We start from the raw sequence: 18184 nt of genomic DNA, 5'->3' as shown, positions 1-18184 counted from the left end.
TGGTGAGCACATCGCTGTGCGCCGCACCAGTTTTGAAGTTCGGTGCGCCACTGGGCGCGATTGTCAGGAGATCGTTAATGGGTGACGCACAGGGCTTCCTGAAGCACACGTCTCGGGAACTGCCGAAGCGCCGTCCGGTCGAGTTGCGACTGCTGGACTGGAAAGAGGTCTACGAGGAGAAGTTCTCCCACGAGACGCTCCAGAAGCAGGCCAGCCGCTGCATGGACTGCGGTATCCCCTTCTGCCACAACGGCTGCCCGCTCGGGAACCTGATTCCCGAGTGGAACGACCTGGTGTACAAGGGCGCGTGGAAGGAGTCGTTCGATCGGCTGCACGCGACCAACAACTTCCCGGAGTTCACCGGCCGCCTGTGCCCGGCTCCGTGCGAGGCGTCCTGCGTCCTGGGCATCAACCAGGATCCGGTGACGATCAAGCAGGTCGAGGTCGAGATCATCGAGAACGGTTTCGACGAGGGCTGGGTCACCCCGGTCTACCCGACCCGCCTGACCGGCAAGAAGGTCGCCGTGGTGGGCTCCGGCCCGGCCGGCCTCGCGGCTGCCCAGCAGCTGACCCGCGCCGGTCACACCGTGACCGTGTTCGAGCGTGACGACCGCATCGGCGGCCTGCTGCGCTACGGCATTCCGGAATTCAAGATGGAGAAGCGGTTCATTGACCGCCGCATCGCCCAGATGGAGGGCGAGGGCACCATCTTCAAGACCGGCGTGAACGTGGGCGTCGACATCACCGCCGACGAGCTGCGCGCGCAGTTCGACGCCGTGGTGCTGGCCGGTGGCGCGACCATCGCGCGTGACCTGCCCATCCCGGGTCGCGACCTGGACGGCATCCACCAGGCCATGGAGTTCCTGCCGCTGGCCAACCGCGTGCAGCTGGGCGACCAGATCACCGACGAGGAGGGCCTGCCGCGCATCAACGCGCGCGGCAAGAAGGTCGTCATCATCGGCGGCGGCGACACCGGCGCGGACTGCCTGGGCACCTCGCACCGCCAGGGCGCGGAGTCGGTCCACCAGTTCGAGATCATGCCGCGGCCGCCGGCCGAGCGCGCGGGTTCCACCCCGTGGCCGACCTACCCGCTCATGTACCGCGTCTCCTCGGCCCACGAGGAAGGCGGCGAGCGCGTGTTCTCCGTCAACACCGAGCGTTTCGTCGGTGCGGACGGCAAGGTCACCGGCCTGCAGGCGCACGAGGTCAAGATGGTGAACGGCCGCTTCGAGAAGGTCGAAGGCACCGACTTCACCCTCGAGGCCGACCTGGTGCTGCTGGCCATGGGCTTCGTCGGACCGCAGAAGAACGGTCTGCTCGAGGGCCTGGGCGTGGGTTACGACCAGCGCGGCAACGTCAAGCGCGACAACGATTGGGCCACCACGGTTCCCGGCGTCTTCGTCGCCGGTGACATGGGCCGCGGCCAGTCGCTGATCGTGTGGGCCATCGCGGAGGGTCGCGCCGCGGCCGCCGCCGTGGACAAGTTCCTGGAGGGCGAGACCGCCCTGCCGTCGCCGATCACCCCCACGATGGTGGCGCAGCGCTGAGCTGAGTAACGAAGCGCCCGTGGACCTTACGGTCCACGGGCGTTTTCGTTTTATGGCGTCTGCGGTCTGGTCATGGTGACCGTCAGGTGAATCGGGTTGTCGTCCACCGGGAGCCAGCGATTGCGCAGGGTCGCGGGGTGAGCGACCACATCGCGAGGACCGAAGTTGTACGTGCCGACGCCCTCGAATTCGATGTCGAGTCGACCACGGACGACGTAGATCGCCACCTCGCCGTCATTGTCCAGCTGCCACCACTCGGAGGCGTATTGCCCCGGGGCTATGACGTATTCACTGATGTCCAACTGGGAATCGGTGCCCAGGGTCATGAAGCGGCCGATGGCGGAATCCGGACGATCGGCCACGGGGATCAGATCGCCTTCGTCGGCGCGCACGATGCGAACCAGTTCGGCGGCGGGGGAGGGGGCGGGGAGCAGCGTTCCCGGGGATACCCCAAGGGCTTCGGCCAATCGGTAGATGGTGAAAACCGAAGGGGTGGAAGCGCCGCGCTCCAGCTGCGACAGGAAGGCCTGGCTGATACCGGCTTTCGCGGCGAGGGCGCGGGTGGAGAGCCCGGCCTTCTCGCGCAGATCACGGAGCAGCGCGCCGACTGATCTGGCTACTCGGTCCTCTTCGAGGGATTCCACCGGGCGGATTCACCTGACCTTAACCGTCACCGACTGCTGTCGTAACTCGATATGGCAATTCTGATTGCTCAGAGCGATCAGCTCCGGGCATTGCCCACAGCCTATCGAGTAATCAGGAGTTGCCATCATGCAAGGCACGGCAACGACTCGGCGGTTCACCGTCGAGCAACGCGGCATCGACCGCGTCCCCGTCGGGGAACGGCGCGGAACCCCTTTCCACCTGGCCGGTCTATGGGGCGGCATCGTGCTCAACCCGTTGACCGTCGTGTACGGCGCGCTGCTGGTGAGCTTCGGTCTCTCCCCGCTGCAATGCCTGCTGGCGGTGCTGATCGGCAATCTGACCTGGCTCGTCACCGGACTGGTCAGCCTGATCGGCCCGGCGGCCGGCACACCCACCTTCGTGGTCAGCCGCTCGATCATGGGCCGCTGGGGCAATCGACCGCTGGCACTACTCAACTGGCTCATGCAGGTCGGGTACGAGGTGCTCGATCTGGTGCTGATGGTGCTGGCCGTGACGGCACTGCTGGATATGGCCGGCGTGGAAATCGGCGGCACCGGGAAACTGCTGGTGATGGTGGCGCTTTCGCTCGCCCAGAGCGCGCTGCCCCTGCTCGGCCACGCCGCCATCCTGCGCACGGTGCGCACCCTGATCCTGCCGTTCGCGGCCGGTTTCGCGGTGCTGGCGTATCTGACGGCCGATCGTCTCACCGTGCCGGAAGTGCCGGATGCGGGCTGGGCGGCGTTCCTGGGCGGAATCGCCTTGGTGGCCAGTGGTTCCGGGCTCGGCTGGACCCCCAATGCCGCCGATGTGGCGCGGTACCTGCCGGTCGGCAGTGACCGGCGGCGGGTGGTCGGCGCGGTGGCGCTGGGCGCGGGCGTACCGCAGATTCTGCTCATGCTGGTGGGTGTGGGCGTCGGATTCCTGACCCCGGCGGCCAGCGATGTGGTGTCGGGGCTGCCCGCCGCCTTCCCGACCTGGTTCGCGGTGCCGTTCCTGCTGCTGCTCATCGTGCAGCTGGGATCGTTGAACGGGTTGAATCTGTACTCCTCGGGTCTCACCCTGCAGGCGGCCGGCGTACCGCTGGGCCGGGTCGCGGCGGTCGCGCTGGATTCGGTGGCCTGCACCGTGTTGGCCGGAATCGTGCTGGCCTCCGGCGATTTCAATACCGCGCTCAGCAATTTCCTGCTCTTCATGATCGTGTGGTTCGCCCCGTGGTCGGCCATCTTGGTGGTGGACTACTTCCTGCGGCGAGCGAGCTACTCGGACGTGGAACTGGAGCGGCCCGCGCGCTGGGGAACGCCCGGGCTGATCGCTCAGGCACTGGGCATGGCCGCGTCCGGCCTGTGCCTGGTGACCACCATCTGGTCGGGCTGGGCGGCCCAGGCGCTGGGCGGGCTGGACCTGTCGGTGTTCGCCGGGCTCGCGGTCGGCGGCCTCACCTACCTGCTCCTGGCGCGCCGCGGCCGGCCGGTCCGGAGCGTCCCGAATACCGAAGCGACGGAAGGAATCACGCTGTGACCGCACCCGACATTCCGCTCATCGATATCGCCGCCTGGCGCACCGGGACCCCGCCCCAGCGCGCCGCGCTGGCCGCCCGGCTGGACACCGCCATGCGGGATTCCGGATTCTTCCTGGTCGCCGGGCACGGCATCGAGCGCGCGCTGATGACCGAGATCCGCACCGCCGCACGCAAGTTCTTCACCCTGCCCACGGCGGTGAAACAGCCGTACGCGACCACGGTCGGCGGGCGCGGCTGGCTGGCCACGGGCGTGGAGGCCAATTCGTACTACGGGGAAGCGCCGGATGCCGCCAAACCGGATCTGAAGGAGACCATCACGGCGGGCCGGGAGCTCAGCACCGGCGATCCGGTGCTCGACGCGGCGTGGTTCCCGCCCAATGTCTGGCCGGCCGAAGTGCCCGAATTGCGGGATCTGGTGCTGGATTACACCGCGCAGGTCCGCGTGCTGTACCACGATCTGCTCGAGATGTGCGCCGTCGCGCTGGGCTTGGAGCCGGACTATTTCGTCTCCCGCGCCGGGCGGGCCGCGGAGTCCATCAATATCAACCGCTATCCGCCGATCACGGTGACCGGTCCCGCCGCCGCGGGGCAGTACCGGGTCGGCGCGCACACCGACTGGGGCACCCTGACCATCCTGGATCGCGAAATCGGTTACGGCGGACTGCAAGTGCTGACCCGGGACGGGCACTGGGCCGACGCCCCGAACGTGCCCGGCGCGTTCACCGTGAACATCGCCGACATGCTGGCGCGCTGGACCGGCGATCGCTGGCGCTCCACCCGGCACCGGGTGCTGCCGCCGCCCGCCGTCGCGCCGGACGAGGATCTGATCTCGCTGATCTGCTTCTACGAGATCGATATGGATCTGGAGATCGTCCCCTTCGACCCGCCGATCGGCGGCGGCGCGCACTATCCGCCGGTGCGCGCGCACGACTACATGACCGAACGAGCGAAAGCGGCTTCCATTGCCTGACAGCGTCATTGCCGGAAATCCGAGCCTCGAGGACAAGCTGGCCTTCGCAGCCGCCATGCCCAAGGTCAGCCTGCACTGCCACCTCACCGGCACCCTGCAGCCGCGCACGGTGGCCGAGCTGGCGGCCAAGCACGGCGTGCCCATGCCGGACGGCCGGACCGCGGAGAACCTCTACGATCACGCCTCCTACGAGGACCTCGGCGAGTTCCTGCGGGTGCTGGACCTGGTCGGCGCGGTCATGCTCGACCAGGACGACTTCCATCGCACCACCTACGAAACCCTCACGCTGGCAGCCGAACACAATGTCATCTACCGGGAGATGTTCATCAGCCCGCCGTCGCATCCGACGGTGGCCTATTCGACCATGATCGAGGGCATCACCGCCGGACTGCGCGATGCCGAGGCCGACCACGGCATCAAGTGCCGCTTGATCTTCGCCATGAATCGCAATGCCGATCCGGCCGACGGGGTGGAGCTGGTGCGGCAGGTGATCGCGCACCGCACCGACGACATCGTGGGCATCGGGCTGGACTACGAGGAGGTCACCGGCCCGCCGGAGCGGTTCGCGGAGGCGTTCGCGCTGGCCAAGCGGAACGGTCTGCGCCGCACCGCGCATTCGGAATCGGGCCCGCCGCGCAATATCGTCACGCTGCTGGACGTATTGGATTGCGAGCGCATCGATCACGGGTATCACGTGGTCACCGATCCGGCGCTGACCCGCCGCTGCCGGGACGAGGGGATTCCCTTCACCTGCACCCCGGTGAGTTCGGATATCGGCCGCTATTCGGGTTCCGGCGACGGCACCCACGCGGTGATCGCGGCCATGGTGGACGCCGGGCTGGCGGTGACCATCGACGGCGACGATCCGCCCATGTTCGGCACCGATCCGACCGCGGATCTGACCGCGCTGGTGCGCGCGCTGGGTTACGGTCCCGAGCAGTTGATGCGTTTCACGGCCGCCGGGATCGCCGCGGCATGGCTCGACGAAAGTGAGAAAACCGCGCTCAGGGCCCGGACCAGCATGTTCTGAAACATGTTCTAGTCAATTTCCTGAAATCCTGGACAGGAGACCAGTTACACCTGTTTACTAGGCGCTCGGGTGGCCTGGATCACCTCCGAGTATCCGCAGAGCTCGGCTTGCTGTTCTTTGTCCCGGAACGAATTCCGGGCTCTTCGGAGGAGAAACCATGTTCCGGACTCGGACGACTGCCGCCGCGGCCTCGGCCGCTCTGGTTATTGCCGGATTGACCGTCGGATTGGACGCCGCCACGGCGAATGCCGCGAGTGGTTGCGAGGTCCGGAGTTTCGAGACCAAGAAAGACATCAGCACGGTCGGAATCACGCACACGTACGAGAAGTACGCGACCGCGGATTCCATCGGCGTGGGCACCACGGTGACCTACAAGATCGTCGTCGGCACCACCGGAATCGGAAATCCGTACGTCAACACCATTACCGATTTCCCGGCCGCCGGACTCGGCGCGCCCATCAAGACCTCGGTCACCGCCTACCACGCGGGCACCGGCCAGCGCACCGAGGACGTCACCGCGGTGCCGAACGCGGGCGGCTGGAAGGTCACCAGCACCGGCTGGTTCGTGAACTCCGGCAACCCGGTCACGCTGACCATCACCTACCCGCTGCAGGACTCCATCAAGTCGGGCCAGCAGGTCACCAGCGGTGGCGTGGGCGTGGCCGGCACCGTCGGCGTCAGCAATGAGATGTCCGGCTTGACCTCCTGCTTCACCGCCCGCGGCGCCAACGCCGGGGAGACCGTGCTGGGCAGCCTCGGCGACAACGGGCTCGGTTCGGCCGACGGTCAGCTCAGCTCGACCGGATCCTTCAGCGACATCCTGTCGGACATGCTGAAGAAGTTCCTCGGCAGCTGATCCCCGCTTTCCCGGAATCGATGAGGACCGCACCGATGTTCATCCGAAAACTGTCGCGACTGGCCGCGGTCTCCGCTCTCGCGCTGGCACTGGCATTCGCCGGGCAGACCGGTGACATCGGTGCGGCGAGCGCCGATTCCGATGGCGCGCAACTGCTCTACGTCGACGGCTCCGGCGGCCGGGTGCAATTGCTGCACGTGTATTCCGCCGCCATGGAGAAGACCATCACCCTGCAGGTGATCCTGCCCGCCGACAACAGCGCGCCGCGGCCGACGCTGTATCTGCTCAATGGCGCCGGCGGCGGCGAGGATGCCGCCACCTGGTTCCAGCAGACCGATATCGTGCAGTATTTCGCCGACAAGAATGTCAATGTCGTCATTCCGATCGGCGGCAAGTTCTCCTATTACACCGACTGGCAGCGCGACGATCCCAAACTCGGCCGCAATATGTGGCAGACCTTCCTGACGCGGGAGCTGCCGCCCATCATCGACGCGGCGCTGCACACCTCGGGAGCCAATGCCATCGCGGGCATCTCGATGGCGGCCACCTCGGCGCTCAATCTGGCCATCGCGGCGCCCGGTCTGTATCGGGCGGTCGGCTCCTACAGCGGCTGCGCGTCCACGAACGACGAGACCAGCCGCGCCTTCGTGCGATTGGTGATGGAACGGTCCGGCGCGGACGTGCGCAATATGTTCGGCGCCGACGACGATCCGGCCTGGGCGCGGCACGACGCCGTACTGAATGCCGAGAAGTTGCGGGGGCTCACCCTGTACATCTCCAACTCGACCGGATTGCCCGGTACCGAGGACACCCTCGAGGCCCCGAACATCGCCGGCCGCACCAGCACGCTGGCCAATCAGATCGTGCTCGGCGGCATGATCGAAGCGGCCACCAATCTGTGCACCCACCGGCTCGCCGACCGCCTGAGCGAACTCGGCATCCCGGCCCAGGTCGAATTCCGGTCCGGCGGAACGCATTCCTGGCGGTACTGGCAGGACGCCCTGCACCGCTCCTGGCCGACCCTGGAGGCCGCGCTGGTCCGGTGAGCGCCGAATCGGACGGAAATCGGATGATTTCGGACGTTTTCCGATGCTCGGTGGCAGCGGCGGCAACGTGCCTTTATTGTTATGCACGGTGTGTCGCCGATCTCGTCGGGTAGGCGAGGTTCGCGCATTTCATAACGGGCGGGTAACCAGCGTTAACCCAGCGTGCACCCTGAGGTCACGAGGCGATATCACCATGATGAGGACTGGGACAGAACATGGTCCCGGGCAGGCATGTGTGAAGTGGAGCAGTATGCGGTTGAAGAATATTGTCGCCGCTGCGGGGGCAGCGGCGAGTGTGCTCATGTCGGGAGTCGTTCTCGGCAGCGGCCCCGTTACAGCGGACCCGGGGTGCCCGTCGCTTTACACGGTGGCAGTCCCCGGCACCTGGGAGACCGGTCACGACAAGACGCCGCAGCCCGGCATGTTGTCGACCGTCACCAATGGCCTACCCGGCGAGGTCGAGTACGTCACCTACGCCGCGACCGCATTCCCGTGGGAGGGCGACGTTTACGGCGCCTCCAAGAACGAGGCGCTCACCCACGCCCGGGCCGCGGTGCAGAACTTCGCGGCCCGCTGCGGCTCGACGAAGATCGCCATCACCGGCTACAGCCAGGGCGCCGACGCCGCCGGTGATCTCGCCGCCGAGATCGGCACCGGCCTCGGCGTGGTGCCGCCGGATCGCATCGCCGCCGTCGCGCTGATCTCCGATCCGCGGCGTTCGCCCAGCGATATCCAGGTCGGTCCGTTCGCGCCCGGCGCGGGTGCGGGCGGCGCGCGCATGGGCGGCTTCGGCTTCGTCGCCGACAAGGTGCGCACCGTGTGCGTCGTCGGCGACCTCTACTGCTCCACCGAGGAAAGCGATTTCATCACCCGGTTCGCGGGTTTCCTGGCGCAGACCTCCAACCCGAATCCGCTCAACCTGTGGCGCTACCAGCTCGAGGTCGGCTCCATCATCAACGATCTGATGGCTCAGGGCGGTATCGCGACCCTGCAGGCACAGCTGAGTGAGGGCGCGAACGAGGAGCGGGTCAAGCAGTTCGACCAGTTCTTCAAGACCGGTAAGCACACCAGCTACGGCAGCTACCCGGTAGGCGGCGGGCAGACCGCGCTCACCTGGATGCACAACTGGATCGCGACCAACGCGTAGTCGCGACGGACTCAGGTTCGAAAGGGGTTTCAGGGGTTTCCCCTGAAACCCCTTTTCGCAGGGGCATCTTCACAAAAGCACCTCCGGGCCGCTCTCCGAAAGGAGAGCGGCCCTCGGCATTCCGGGGATCAGCCACCGAAGGAACCGGTGGACGGGAGCACGCCCGGGCCCGGGAGCGGGTTGTCGTTGCGCGGTCCGCCGTCGCGGCGATCGCCGTCGCGCCGGTGGTGGTCGCCGTCGTGCGGCCGGCCGCCGTGCCCGTTGTTCCAGTCCGGCGCGCTGATCGGGGCGATGGCCGCCGGATCGTCGGGGGTGGCGGCCGAGGCGGGAATCGCGATGAGCGCGACCGGAATCGCGGTGAGCGCACCCGCGACGGTCAGTCCGGCGGTCAGGCGACGGATCCGGGACTGCTTCGAGATGGTGTTCAACGTGAAACCTTTCTCCGTGGGAGTGAGCCGCGAGGGGGGAGGGGCTCACGAGTTCCCATCGAAGAACCCGGCGCTGAGAACGTCGTTCGATCGCGCTGGGAATTGGCTGGGAGGCCGGATCGGCCTGCTCAGCTGCGCGGCGCCCGATTGCGGGGCAGCAGGTCCCAGACGTGCCCGTTCTCGTTGATGGTGGCCGCGGTGCGCGTGCCGGTGCGCGAGTACAGGATCCGGGTGATCGAGCAGTAGTCGATCGGGAAGGTCAGCGGCCGGGCCAGCCCGAGCACGTCCTGCAGCAGCACATTGATCACGCCGCCGTGCGCGAAGACGACCACGGTCTCGGTGTGGTCGGCGGCGGCCACGATCTCGGCGACCGTGGTCAGCACGCGCGCGGTGAACGCGCCGGCATCGATCGGCTCGGGAATGTACCCGGCCTTGATGCGCGCGTACACCTCCTGGAAATCGCGCTGCGCGTCCTCGATCGGAATGTAGGCGGGCAGATCGCGGTCGTACTCGGCGAGATCGTCGAGCACTTCGATGTCCAGGCCCAGCTTTTCCGCGGTGGGCCGCGCGGTTTCACGGGCGCGCAGCTGCGGGCTGCTCACCACGCGCGCGATGGCATGGTGGGCGAGCGCGGCCGGCACCCGCCCGGCCTGTTCGGATCCGATCTCGGTGAGATCCGGGTCGGCCGGGCCGGAGGCATCCGTGACACGACGCGGCTGGGCATGGCGAACGAGGATCAACTGCACGTCACCACTGTGCCGCACCGTGCCATCAGTTGGCGCGGCGGGTCGGGCCCGTCAGCCCTGGTTCTTCTTTTTGTTCTGCATCAGGTACACGATGCCGAGGATCAGCGCGACGATGCCGATGCAGCAGACGGCGGCGAAGATCCAGAAACTGCCGCCCTTCTTCTTGCTCGACTTCTTCGCCGTGTACTCCATGGCGGTGGTCCAGGTGTCGGGGTTCGCCCAGACGGTGTGGTCCAGCAGGTTGGCTTGGGACATCAGTTCCAGGTACATGGTTAACCCCATCGGTCGAGCGGCAAGACGGCCTCCTCCCGGGGCCGTCTTAAAGGTTAGCCGCCGGTTCTGTATTGCGGCACAACTTCTTTACGAGGTGGCGAACTCTCACCCCTAGGTGTTGCGCGGCTTCACCAATGGGAAGGGCAGCGTCTCACGAATGCTGCGGCCGGTGATCAGCATGACCACCCGGTCCACGCCCACGCCCAGCCCACCGGTCGGCGGCATGGCGTGTTCGAGCGCCTGCAGGAAGTCCTCGTCCAGTTCCATCGCCTCCGGATCGCCGCCGGCCGCCAGCATGGACTGCTCGGTGAGCCGCCGCCGCTGTTCGACCGGATCGGTCAATTCGCTGTAGGCGGTGGCGAGTTCGACGCCCCAGGCCACCAGATCCCAGCGTTCGGTGACGCCCGCGATATGCCGGTGCGCGCGGGTCAGCGGCGACACCGAGGTGGGGAAGTCGATGTAGAAGGTGGGCTCCTCGGTGGTCGCTTCCACCAGGTGCTCGTACATCTCCAGCACGATCTGCCCGGCGTCCCAGCCCAATTGGCATGGCACCCCGGCCTTGTCGCACAGCACCCGCAGCCGGTCCTCGCCGGTCTCCGGGGTGATGGTCTCGCCCAGTTTCTCCGACACCGCCCCGTGCACGGTCTTGACCGCCCATTCGCCGGAGATGTCCACCTCGGTGACGGTGCCGTCCTCGGCGGTGCGCAGCGCCACCATCTTGCCGTTGGCCGCCAGCGCCGCCTCCTGGATGAGCTGGCGGCAGGCGTGCATCATGCGCTCGTAATCACTGTGCGCCTCATAGGCTTCCAGAATCGTGAACTCGGGGTTGTGGCTGTAGTCGACGCCTTCGTTGCGGAACACCCGGCCCAGTTCGAAGACCTTCTCCATCCCGCCCACGCACAGCCGCTTCAAATACAGTTCCGGCGCGATGCGTAGGTAGAGGTCCAGGTCGTAGGCATTGATGTGGGTGGTGAACGGGAGGGCGTTGGCGCCGCCGTGGACCTGTTGCAGCACCGGGGTTTCCACCTCCAGGAAGCCCCAGCCGTGCAGGGTGTCGCGCAGGGAGCGCACCACCGCGCTGCGCTTGGCCATCACCTCGCGGATATCGGTATTGATGGCCATGTCGACGTAGCGTTGCCGCACTTTGGCTTCCGGGTCGGCCAGACCCTTCCACTTGTCCGGCAGCGGGTGCAGGCACTTGCCGAGCATGCGCCAATCCGCGGCCAGTAAAGACAATTCGCCCCGGCGGCTGCGCCCGATCTGACCGCTCACCTCGATGAGATCGCCCAGATCGAAGAACTCGTGGAATTCGTCGCTGCGCTTCGCCCCGACCCGTTCGCGGTCGATGACCAGCTGGATCTCCCCGGACCAGTCCCGCACCACCGCGAACACGACGCCGCCGTAATCGCGAATCCGCAACAGCCGCCCGCAGACTCGCACCGTGGTGCCCTGCGGTGCGCGGCGCGCCCCGGCGACGGTGTGGGTGGGCGGATAGGCGACCGGGTAGGCGTCGATGCCCGCGTCGTTCAGTTTCTCGAGCTTGTCCATGCGCACCCGCACCTGTTCGGGGCGGCGCGGTCCGGATTCCTCGAGTTCCTCCGGCGGCAGGTCGGGCAGGCTGCCGTCGGCGTGCAGCCCGGTCATGGTGTCGGGCACCGAGGAGCGGACGCCGGTGTGCGCGGTGGCGTCGGGTTCCTTGCCGATGCGCGGCAGGAAGCCTTCGGCGATGGCGCTGGCGGTGGCGACCCGCACCAGGTGGCGGCGGTCCTCGAACATCGAGAAGCGCGGCACCCAATCCGGTTGGTATTTCACATTGGAGCGGTACAGGGCTTCGAGTTGGTACCAGCGTGAGAAGAACATGAGCACGCCGCGCCACAGCCGCAGCACCGGACCCGCGCCGATCCGGCCGCCCTCTTCGAAGACCGAGCGGAAGACCGCGAAGTTCAACGAGATTCGCGTGATGCCGTACTGCTCGGAGGTGAGCGCCAGCCGCGAGATCATCAATTCCATGATGCCGTTGGGGCTGGTGCGGTCGCGGCGCATGAGATCCAGCGAGACGCCGGTGCGGCCCCACGGGACCAGCGACAGCATGCCCAGCACCCGGCCGCCGGAATCGACCGCTTCGACCAGCAGGCAGTCGCCGTCCAGCGGATCGCCGAGCCGGCCCAGCGCCATGGAGAAGCCGCGTTCGGTCTCGGTGTCGCGCCAGGCGTCGGCGCGGCGCATGACCTCGCGCATCTCCTCCGGCTCGAGTTCCTTGTGCCGCCGCACGCGCACCGAGATGCCCTGTTTGGCAAGGCGGTTGGCGGCCTGGCGGACCTGTTTCATCTCGGGTCCGGCCAGGGAGAAGGTGCGGGTCTCGAGAATGGCCTCGTCGCCCAGGCGCAGCGCGGACAGGCCGGCGCGGCGGTAGGCGGTGGCGCCGATCTCGCTGGCGCCCATCACGGCCGGGGCCCAGCCGTACTGGTCGGCCAGCCGCAGCCAGGCGTCGATGGCGTGCGGCCACGCCTCCTTCATGCCGATCGGGTCGCCGGAGGCCAGGCACACGCCCATCTCCACGCGATAGGTGACGGCGGCCTTGCCGCTGGGCGCGAACACCACCGCCTTGTCGCGGCGGGTGGCGAAGTAGGCGAGCGAGTCCTCGACGTCGGAGCGGGCGATCAGGCCGCGCAGCGCGGATTCGTCGATGCCGGTGAGCGCGTTGGAGGCCCGCTGCGAACGGAACAGCACGATCACCGCGGCCAGCAGCGCGATGGCGCCGAACAGGCCGAGCAGCAGGTTCACCGGATGCGGCGGATGCCCGTCGAAGTCGTCGTTGCTGACCAGGATGGCGGCGGTGACGCGGGAGACCGCCCACAGCGGTCGTTGCGCGCCGCCGGGCAGGCTGCCGGGGAACAGTTCGACCAGTCCCCAGCCGAGCAGGCAGCCCAGCGCCAGGCCGCCGGCCAGCACGCCCAGTGCCCGCCACACCGCGCCGCGTTGCACGTGGGTGTAGAACTCGGACCAGGAGGCCAGCAGCAGGCCGATCACCAGCAGGTGCACGACCAGGGCCATCAGGGCGCTGGTATCGCCTTCGGAGGCGAAGTCGAGGGCGTTGGCGAGCGCGTACGCCGCCATGTAGCCGAGCAGCAGCCACCAGGCGATGCGTTTGCGGCTGGCGGTCGCGCCCGCGAGCAGGCCCACCACCAGCGCCCACACCAGCGAGGTGTCGGGCGCGTCGAAGTAGTAGGTGTCGACGTAGTGCCGCAGTCCCGCGGTCAGATACCGCAGGCCCGGCGAGATGCTCCACAGCGCGCAGAAGGTGGCGAACACGCCCAGGACCAGGCCCGCGATATGCGGCACCTCGCTGAATCGCCCGTGCCCGCGATGCGGCACCTCGGATTCTCGCGCGCCCGATCTGGGCTCGATGTCCTGGTGTTGCCGGTCCTGCGTCGAAGTCACCGCACCAGTGTGAATGTTGCCGCCGCCCATGTGCACTCAGAACCCTGTTCGTGTCCGCGTGGCGTATGTCTACCGACCGGTTGCGGGGCCCCTATTTGGTCTCTCGCGAGCCGCGGGTGAGGATGTACCCATGTCGGAGCCAATCGATGTCCCGATCGCGGACGATGTAATTCGACTCGGCCAGTTCCTGAAACTGGCGAACCTCATCGATTCCGGTGCGGAAGCCAAGACCGTCATCGCCGAAGGACTGGTCCGAGTCAACGACGAAGTAGAACTCCGTCGCGGCCGCCAGCTGCAAACCGGAGACATCGTCACCCTCGCCGGCCACAAAGCCCGAGTCTCCGCCGGTTAAGGGTTTCTCGGGGGCAAGCCCCCGAACCCCCGAACACACCGGGAACCCGGGTCGTCGATGAGAGTTTCGCGGCTCGCCCGCGAGCCCGTTGCCGAGGCCCGTCCGCCCCGCAGCCCGTGGGTTCGGAGGCTGCCCGCGGACGCCGCCCCTTCTTCCCACAGCGCTTCGGGGCTTGCCCGAGAGTGCGCCACAACCCCGTGGGTTTCGGCGGCGGCCCGGAGCACTGCCCCCTCTTCCCATGGGGTTTCAGGGGCTTGCCCCTGAGAGTTACGAGAGTTGACTAACTCTCGGCTCGCACCACGACGCCGTCGGAGTCGCTGTAGAGCATGTCCCCGGGGACGAAGGTGATGCCGCCGAATTCGACGGGCACGTCCTTGTCGCCGGTTCCGGTCTGGGTGGACTTGCGGGGGTTGGTGCCCAGCGCCTTGATGCCGATCGGCAGGGTGCGCAGGATCGCGGAGTCGCGGACGGCTCCGTTCACCACGACTCCGGCCCAGCCGTTGTCCACGCCGCGGCCCGCGATGATGTCGCCGACCAGGGCGGTGTGCACGCTGGCACCGCCGTCGACGACGAGCACGCGCCCTTCGCCGGGCTCGCCGAGGGTCTGCTTGACCAGGAGATTGTCCTGGAAGCAACGGATCGTCACGATGCGGCCCGCGAAAGCCTCCACACCGCCGAATTGAATGAACTGGGTATCGCAGCTGCGGATCTCAGGGCCGATCTCATCGGCTAGGTCGGCAGTCGCCACAACGTTTGCTGATTCGGTCACGAGATCATCTTGTCAGGGCGAAAATGCGCAAGTCGCGTGTGGTGCGATTGCGGTAGGCCGTATACGCCTCGGTGGTCTCCTCGAACCGCGCGAAGATCTCCCGCTTGCGCTCCTCATCGGTGATCAGCGTCGCCGTGACCGGAATCCGCTCCCCGGCGATGGTGACCTCACCGTGCGGGTCGGCCAGCAGGTTCCCGGTCCACGCCGGATGCTGCGCCTGCCCGAAATTGCTGCCGATCACGTACAGCGTGTCCCCGTCGTGCACGTACAGCAGGGGCGTGGTCCGCGGCTGCCCGGATTTGCGCCCGGTGGTGGTGAGCAGGATCAGCGGCGCGCCGATCGGCCCGAGCACGGTGTACTTGCCGGCGGTGCGCTCGAGCACCCGGCGATCCAGCGGGGTGAGCTTACGGACCACCAGCGAGCCGAATTTGCTGGCGGCGAACGGACTGGCAAGGCGGTTAAGGATTCCCGTGCGCGAACCCCAGATGCGGTCCGGAAACTGCTCACTCATGTATCGGAAACTTACCGGGGTTCCCGATACGTTGCCGACCCGCTCGACGATCTACAGGGGACGAATGATTCGGCGGTGTGCTCCGGAAACCGGGCGCATACTGGCGATTACCCGCTAGGCGATCGGGGGGAGTTCATGAGTGTCGATCCAGCCGTGGATTCGGGCGCGGTCGACGAGACCCGCTCCCTGCTCACCGCCGTAGCGGCCCGCTTCACCGCCGCCTGGGAGCAGGCCGCCGCCCCGCCCGACCTGGTCCGCTTCCTGCCGGAGGCGACCCCGGAACTGCGCCGCCTGTGCCTGATCGAGCTGATCAAGGTGGATCTGGAATACCGCTGGATCCGCTACGACTTCCCCAAACGCCTGGCCGAATACCGCCTGGAATTCGACGAATTGCGTTCCGGCCCGCTCCCGCTCGATCTGGCCTACGAGGAGTTCCACGCCCTGCGCCGCTCCGGCCGCGGCATCGACCGGAGCGGCTATCCGACCGAGGCCGGCCCGACCGCGGTCTGGGGCGAACGCGACTACCGCAGCACCCTGATCGCCCGCCCCGCGGCCCGGGAAGCCTTGGACGGCATCGAGGTCGGCGACCGGGTGGACGATTTCGATCTGCTGGTGGAACTGGGCGCCGGCGCTTTCGCCCGCGTCTTCCTGGCCCGCCAGCGTTCCATGCAGCGCCTGGTGGCGGTGAAGATCTCGCAGAATCACGGCACCGAATCCGAGACCCTGGCCCAGCTGGATCACGAGAACATCGTCCGCGTCTTCGACCAGCGCCTGATGGCCGACCGCGAACTCAAGCTCATGTACATGCAGTACCTGCCCGGCGGCACGCTGTCGAAGGTGCTGAGCCTGGTCCGCGAGCGCCCGCCCGAGCAGCGCGACGGCGGCCTGCTGCTGGACGCGGTCGACGCCGCCATGCGCGACAAGGGCGGCCTGGTGCCCAGCGAATCGGCCACCCGCACCGCCATGCGCGCCCGCACCTGGCCGGAAACCGTTGCCTGGCTGGGCAGCCGGCTGGCCCGCGCGCTGGACTACGCCGCCGCCAACGGCGTCCTGCACCGCGATATCAAACCCGCGAACGTGCTGCTCACCGCCGACGGCATCCCGAAACTCGCCGATTTCAATATCAGTTTCAGCCTGCACGTGGCCGGCACCAGCCCGCTCGCCTACTTCGGCGGCTCACTGGCCTACATGTCGCCCGAGCAACTGGCCGCCTGCCATCCCGGCCTGCCCGACACCGCCGAGCAGCTGGACGGCCGCAGCGATATCTACGCCCTCGGGGTGGTGCTGTGGGAATTGCTCACCGGCCGCCGCCCTTTCGACGACGAATCCCGGGCGGGCGATTCGGAATCCTCGCTGGAGCGCATGCTGCGCCTGCGCCGCCACCAGGTCGATCCGCGCCATCTGGCCGAACTGCCGCCCGACACCCCGCCCACCCTGCGCCGCGTGCTGCTGAAATGCCTTGCCCCGCAGCGTGAGGACCGCTGGGCCACCGGTGCGGCGCTGGCCCAGCAGCTGGACCTGTGCCTGGATCACCGCGCCCGCGATCTGGTCGATCCGCCCAGCGGCAGCCTGCGCGCCCGCGTCGGCCCGTGGTCGCTGATCCTGCTGGTCACCGCCGCCACCTTCATCGGCGACTATCTCGGCATCCTGTACGCCAACCTGCACAACGGCCCGCTGTTCACGCTCTGGTTCACGCCGGAGGTGCACACGCAGTTGCAGGTGGTCGGGCTGTGGCTCGGCCTGATCAGCACCCCGGCCGCGGTCGCGCTCACGAACTACCTGTGCCGCAAGGCGTTCCTGGTCTGGCGCGGTCTGCGCAAGGGCCGCGCCTACGAACCGGAAGCCCTCGCGGTGGCGCGCCGGGACACCCTGATCAACGGCGACCGGGTGGCGCTGCTGGCCTTCCTGTGGTGGGTGGTCTCGGCGATCGTGTCCACCATCGCCCTGATCGTCCTCACCGATCTGCCCGCCGACCGCATCGTGAATCTAACCGCGACGCTGCTGGTCGCGGGCGCCATCGCCACGGCGTATCCGTTCTTCCTGGTGACTTTCGCGGTGGTGCGCTGCTTCTATCCGCGGCTGCTCTCGCACGGGGAGACCGCCGACGACGGCCGGGCCCTGCGCGCCCTGGGCCGGCGCTGCACCCTGTATCTGGCTGTCGCCGCGGCCATTCCATTGATCGGCGTGGTGGTCAGCCTGATGTTCCTGAACTCGCAGGAGGTGTCGCTGGTACTGGCCCCGATCCGCTGGCTGTGCCTGCTCGGCGTGCTCGGTTTCATCGGGAACTATTGGCTGTTCCGGCAATTGGAGGCGGATCTGCGCGCTTTCGAACGCGCGCTGTCCACCCCGCTCAACTGAGGAACCAGAACCCGAAGATCCCCGCCCACATGATCCCGACCGCCACCCCGGCGACCGCGAACCCCTTGTCGTCGCGTTCGGAATCGATGGCCAGCGCGACCAATCCCAGCACCACCGCCGGCACCGCGGTGATACCGCAGAGCACCCCGAACAGGCTGAGCACGAATGCGGTGATCCCCATGCCGCGTTGCCGTTTGGCCTGCGGCGGTTGATAGAACATCGGCGCGGCCGGATATCCCGGCACATTCGGATACACCGGAATGTTCGCCCGGATGGACGGCAGCCCGCGCATGGCGATATCCAGGTCCGCGAAAGTCCGTGCGGCGAGTGCCTGTCCGATGCGTTCGGACAATTCGTCCACCCCGATCCGCCCGGCTTGGAAATTCTGTTTGAGTGCCTCGACCGTGCGTTCCCGATCCGCGTCACTCGCGAGGAAATGCTCGCCTGCCCAGTGAGGTTGCATGGGGCTCCCCGTCGAACCGTGCCGAATCCTGCTGCCTACGAGCGTATTCCCGGAAATGCCGGTGTGCCCGGATGGAGACCGGA

General features: G+C 67.6%; 17 protein-coding genes. 9 read left to right on the top strand and 8 right to left on the bottom strand.

The features are described from left to right. Window positions 1–77: 77 nt before the first annotated feature. Window positions 78–1547, top strand: a complete 1470-nt coding sequence (locus tag LTV02_RS31315) for a glutamate synthase subunit beta (protein ID WP_233035333.1) — start codon at window positions 78–80, stop codon at window positions 1545–1547. Window positions 1548–1597: 50 nt separating this feature from the next. Here LTV02_RS31315 and LTV02_RS31310 read toward each other — a convergent pair whose 3' ends face one another. Continuing rightward, window positions 1598–2191 (bottom strand): helix-turn-helix domain-containing protein, encoded by a 594-nt coding sequence (locus LTV02_RS31310; protein WP_233035332.1) that lies wholly within the window; start codon window positions 2189–2191, stop codon window positions 1598–1600. Window positions 2192–2318: 127 nt separating this feature from the next. Between LTV02_RS31310 and LTV02_RS31305 the strand changes: the two genes are divergently transcribed. The 6 genes from LTV02_RS31305 to LTV02_RS31280 all read left to right on the top strand — a co-directional run bounded on the left by LTV02_RS31305 (window position 2319) and on the right by LTV02_RS31280 (window position 8760). After that, on the top strand, window positions 2319–3710 hold the full coding sequence (locus tag LTV02_RS31305; RefSeq protein ID WP_233035331.1) for a purine-cytosine permease family protein: 1392 nt from the start codon (window positions 2319–2321) through the stop codon (window positions 3708–3710). Further along, a complete protein-coding gene (locus LTV02_RS31300) occupies window positions 3707–4681 on the top strand; it encodes an isopenicillin N synthase family dioxygenase (RefSeq protein WP_332909542.1) in 975 nt (324 codons plus the stop codon). The genes LTV02_RS31305 and LTV02_RS31300 overlap by 4 nt, the downstream gene beginning before the upstream one ends. Beyond that, window positions 4674–5711, top strand: coding sequence for an adenosine deaminase (gene add, locus LTV02_RS31295; protein WP_233035330.1), 1038 nt, complete (start codon window positions 4674–4676; stop codon window positions 5709–5711). The genes LTV02_RS31300 and add overlap by 8 nt, the downstream gene beginning before the upstream one ends. Before the next feature lie 157 nt (window positions 5712–5868). Further along, window positions 5869–6567 (top strand): hypothetical protein, encoded by a 699-nt coding sequence (locus LTV02_RS31290; RefSeq protein WP_233035329.1) that lies wholly within the window; start codon window positions 5869–5871, stop codon window positions 6565–6567. Window positions 6568–6602: 35 nt separating this feature from the next. Further along, the gene (locus LTV02_RS31285; RefSeq protein ID WP_233035328.1) at window positions 6603–7613 is read left to right on the top strand and encodes an alpha/beta hydrolase; all 1011 of its coding nucleotides are present in this window, start codon (window positions 6603–6605) and stop codon (window positions 7611–7613) included. 250 nt (window positions 7614–7863) lie between these two features. Continuing rightward, window positions 7864–8760: a cutinase family protein gene (locus LTV02_RS31280; RefSeq protein WP_084535298.1), complete on the top strand. Its 897-nt coding sequence runs from the start codon at window positions 7864–7866 to the stop codon at window positions 8758–8760. A 128-nt stretch (window positions 8761–8888) separates the two neighbouring features. Here LTV02_RS31280 and LTV02_RS31275 read toward each other — a convergent pair whose 3' ends face one another. From LTV02_RS31275 to lysX, 4 genes are all read right to left on the bottom strand, one after another. Then, window positions 8889–9188, bottom strand: a complete 300-nt coding sequence (locus LTV02_RS31275; protein WP_233035327.1) for a hypothetical protein — start codon at window positions 9186–9188, stop codon at window positions 8889–8891. A 128-nt stretch (window positions 9189–9316) separates the two neighbouring features. Beyond that, window positions 9317–9934 (bottom strand): histidine phosphatase family protein, encoded by a 618-nt coding sequence (locus tag LTV02_RS31270; protein ID WP_233035326.1) that lies wholly within the window; start codon window positions 9932–9934, stop codon window positions 9317–9319. Window positions 9935–9985: 51 nt separating this feature from the next. Continuing rightward, the gene (locus LTV02_RS31265; RefSeq protein ID WP_067717940.1) at window positions 9986–10204 is read right to left on the bottom strand and encodes a hypothetical protein; all 219 of its coding nucleotides are present in this window, start codon (window positions 10202–10204) and stop codon (window positions 9986–9988) included. A 114-nt stretch (window positions 10205–10318) separates the two neighbouring features. Continuing rightward, window positions 10319–13648, bottom strand: a complete 3330-nt coding sequence (lysX, locus tag LTV02_RS31260) for a bifunctional lysylphosphatidylglycerol synthetase/lysine--tRNA ligase LysX (RefSeq protein ID WP_408639283.1) — start codon at window positions 13646–13648, stop codon at window positions 10319–10321. A gap of 130 nt (window positions 13649–13778) precedes the next feature. On the opposite strand from lysX, the gene LTV02_RS31255 reads away from it, so the two are divergent. Then, window positions 13779–14000 (top strand): RNA-binding S4 domain-containing protein, encoded by a 222-nt coding sequence (locus LTV02_RS31255; protein WP_067717944.1) that lies wholly within the window; start codon window positions 13779–13781, stop codon window positions 13998–14000. Between the two features lie 280 nt (window positions 14001–14280). On the opposite strand, the gene rraA is transcribed toward LTV02_RS31255, so the two are convergent. Both rraA and LTV02_RS31245 read right to left on the bottom strand, forming a co-directional pair. Further along, window positions 14281–14769: a ribonuclease E activity regulator RraA gene (gene rraA / locus LTV02_RS31250; protein WP_233035325.1), complete on the bottom strand. Its 489-nt coding sequence runs from the start codon at window positions 14767–14769 to the stop codon at window positions 14281–14283. A gap of 4 nt (window positions 14770–14773) precedes the next feature. After that, a complete protein-coding gene (locus tag LTV02_RS31245) occupies window positions 14774–15280 on the bottom strand; it encodes a nitroreductase/quinone reductase family protein (RefSeq protein WP_233035324.1) in 507 nt (168 codons plus the stop codon). A gap of 135 nt (window positions 15281–15415) precedes the next feature. On the opposite strand from LTV02_RS31245, the gene LTV02_RS31240 reads away from it, so the two are divergent. Further along, entirely contained in the window at window positions 15416–17638 is a 2223-nt protein-coding gene (locus LTV02_RS31240) for a serine/threonine-protein kinase (RefSeq protein ID WP_233035323.1), read from the top strand. Here the strand turns inward: LTV02_RS31240 and LTV02_RS31235 are convergent. Next, on the bottom strand, window positions 17631–18101 hold the full coding sequence (locus LTV02_RS31235) for a DUF1707 and DUF4190 domain-containing protein (protein WP_233035322.1): 471 nt from the start codon (window positions 18099–18101) through the stop codon (window positions 17631–17633). The two genes, LTV02_RS31240 and LTV02_RS31235, sit on opposite strands and share 8 nt — an antisense overlap. Window positions 18102–18184: the final 83 nt, after the last annotated feature.

This window comes from Nocardia yamanashiensis (assembly GCF_021183565.1).
Lineage (GTDB): Bacteria > Actinomycetota > Actinomycetes > Mycobacteriales > Mycobacteriaceae > Nocardia > Nocardia yamanashiensis.
Note: the sequence above shows the minus strand (reverse complement) of the source record. Positions and strands in the feature narration are given on the sequence as shown.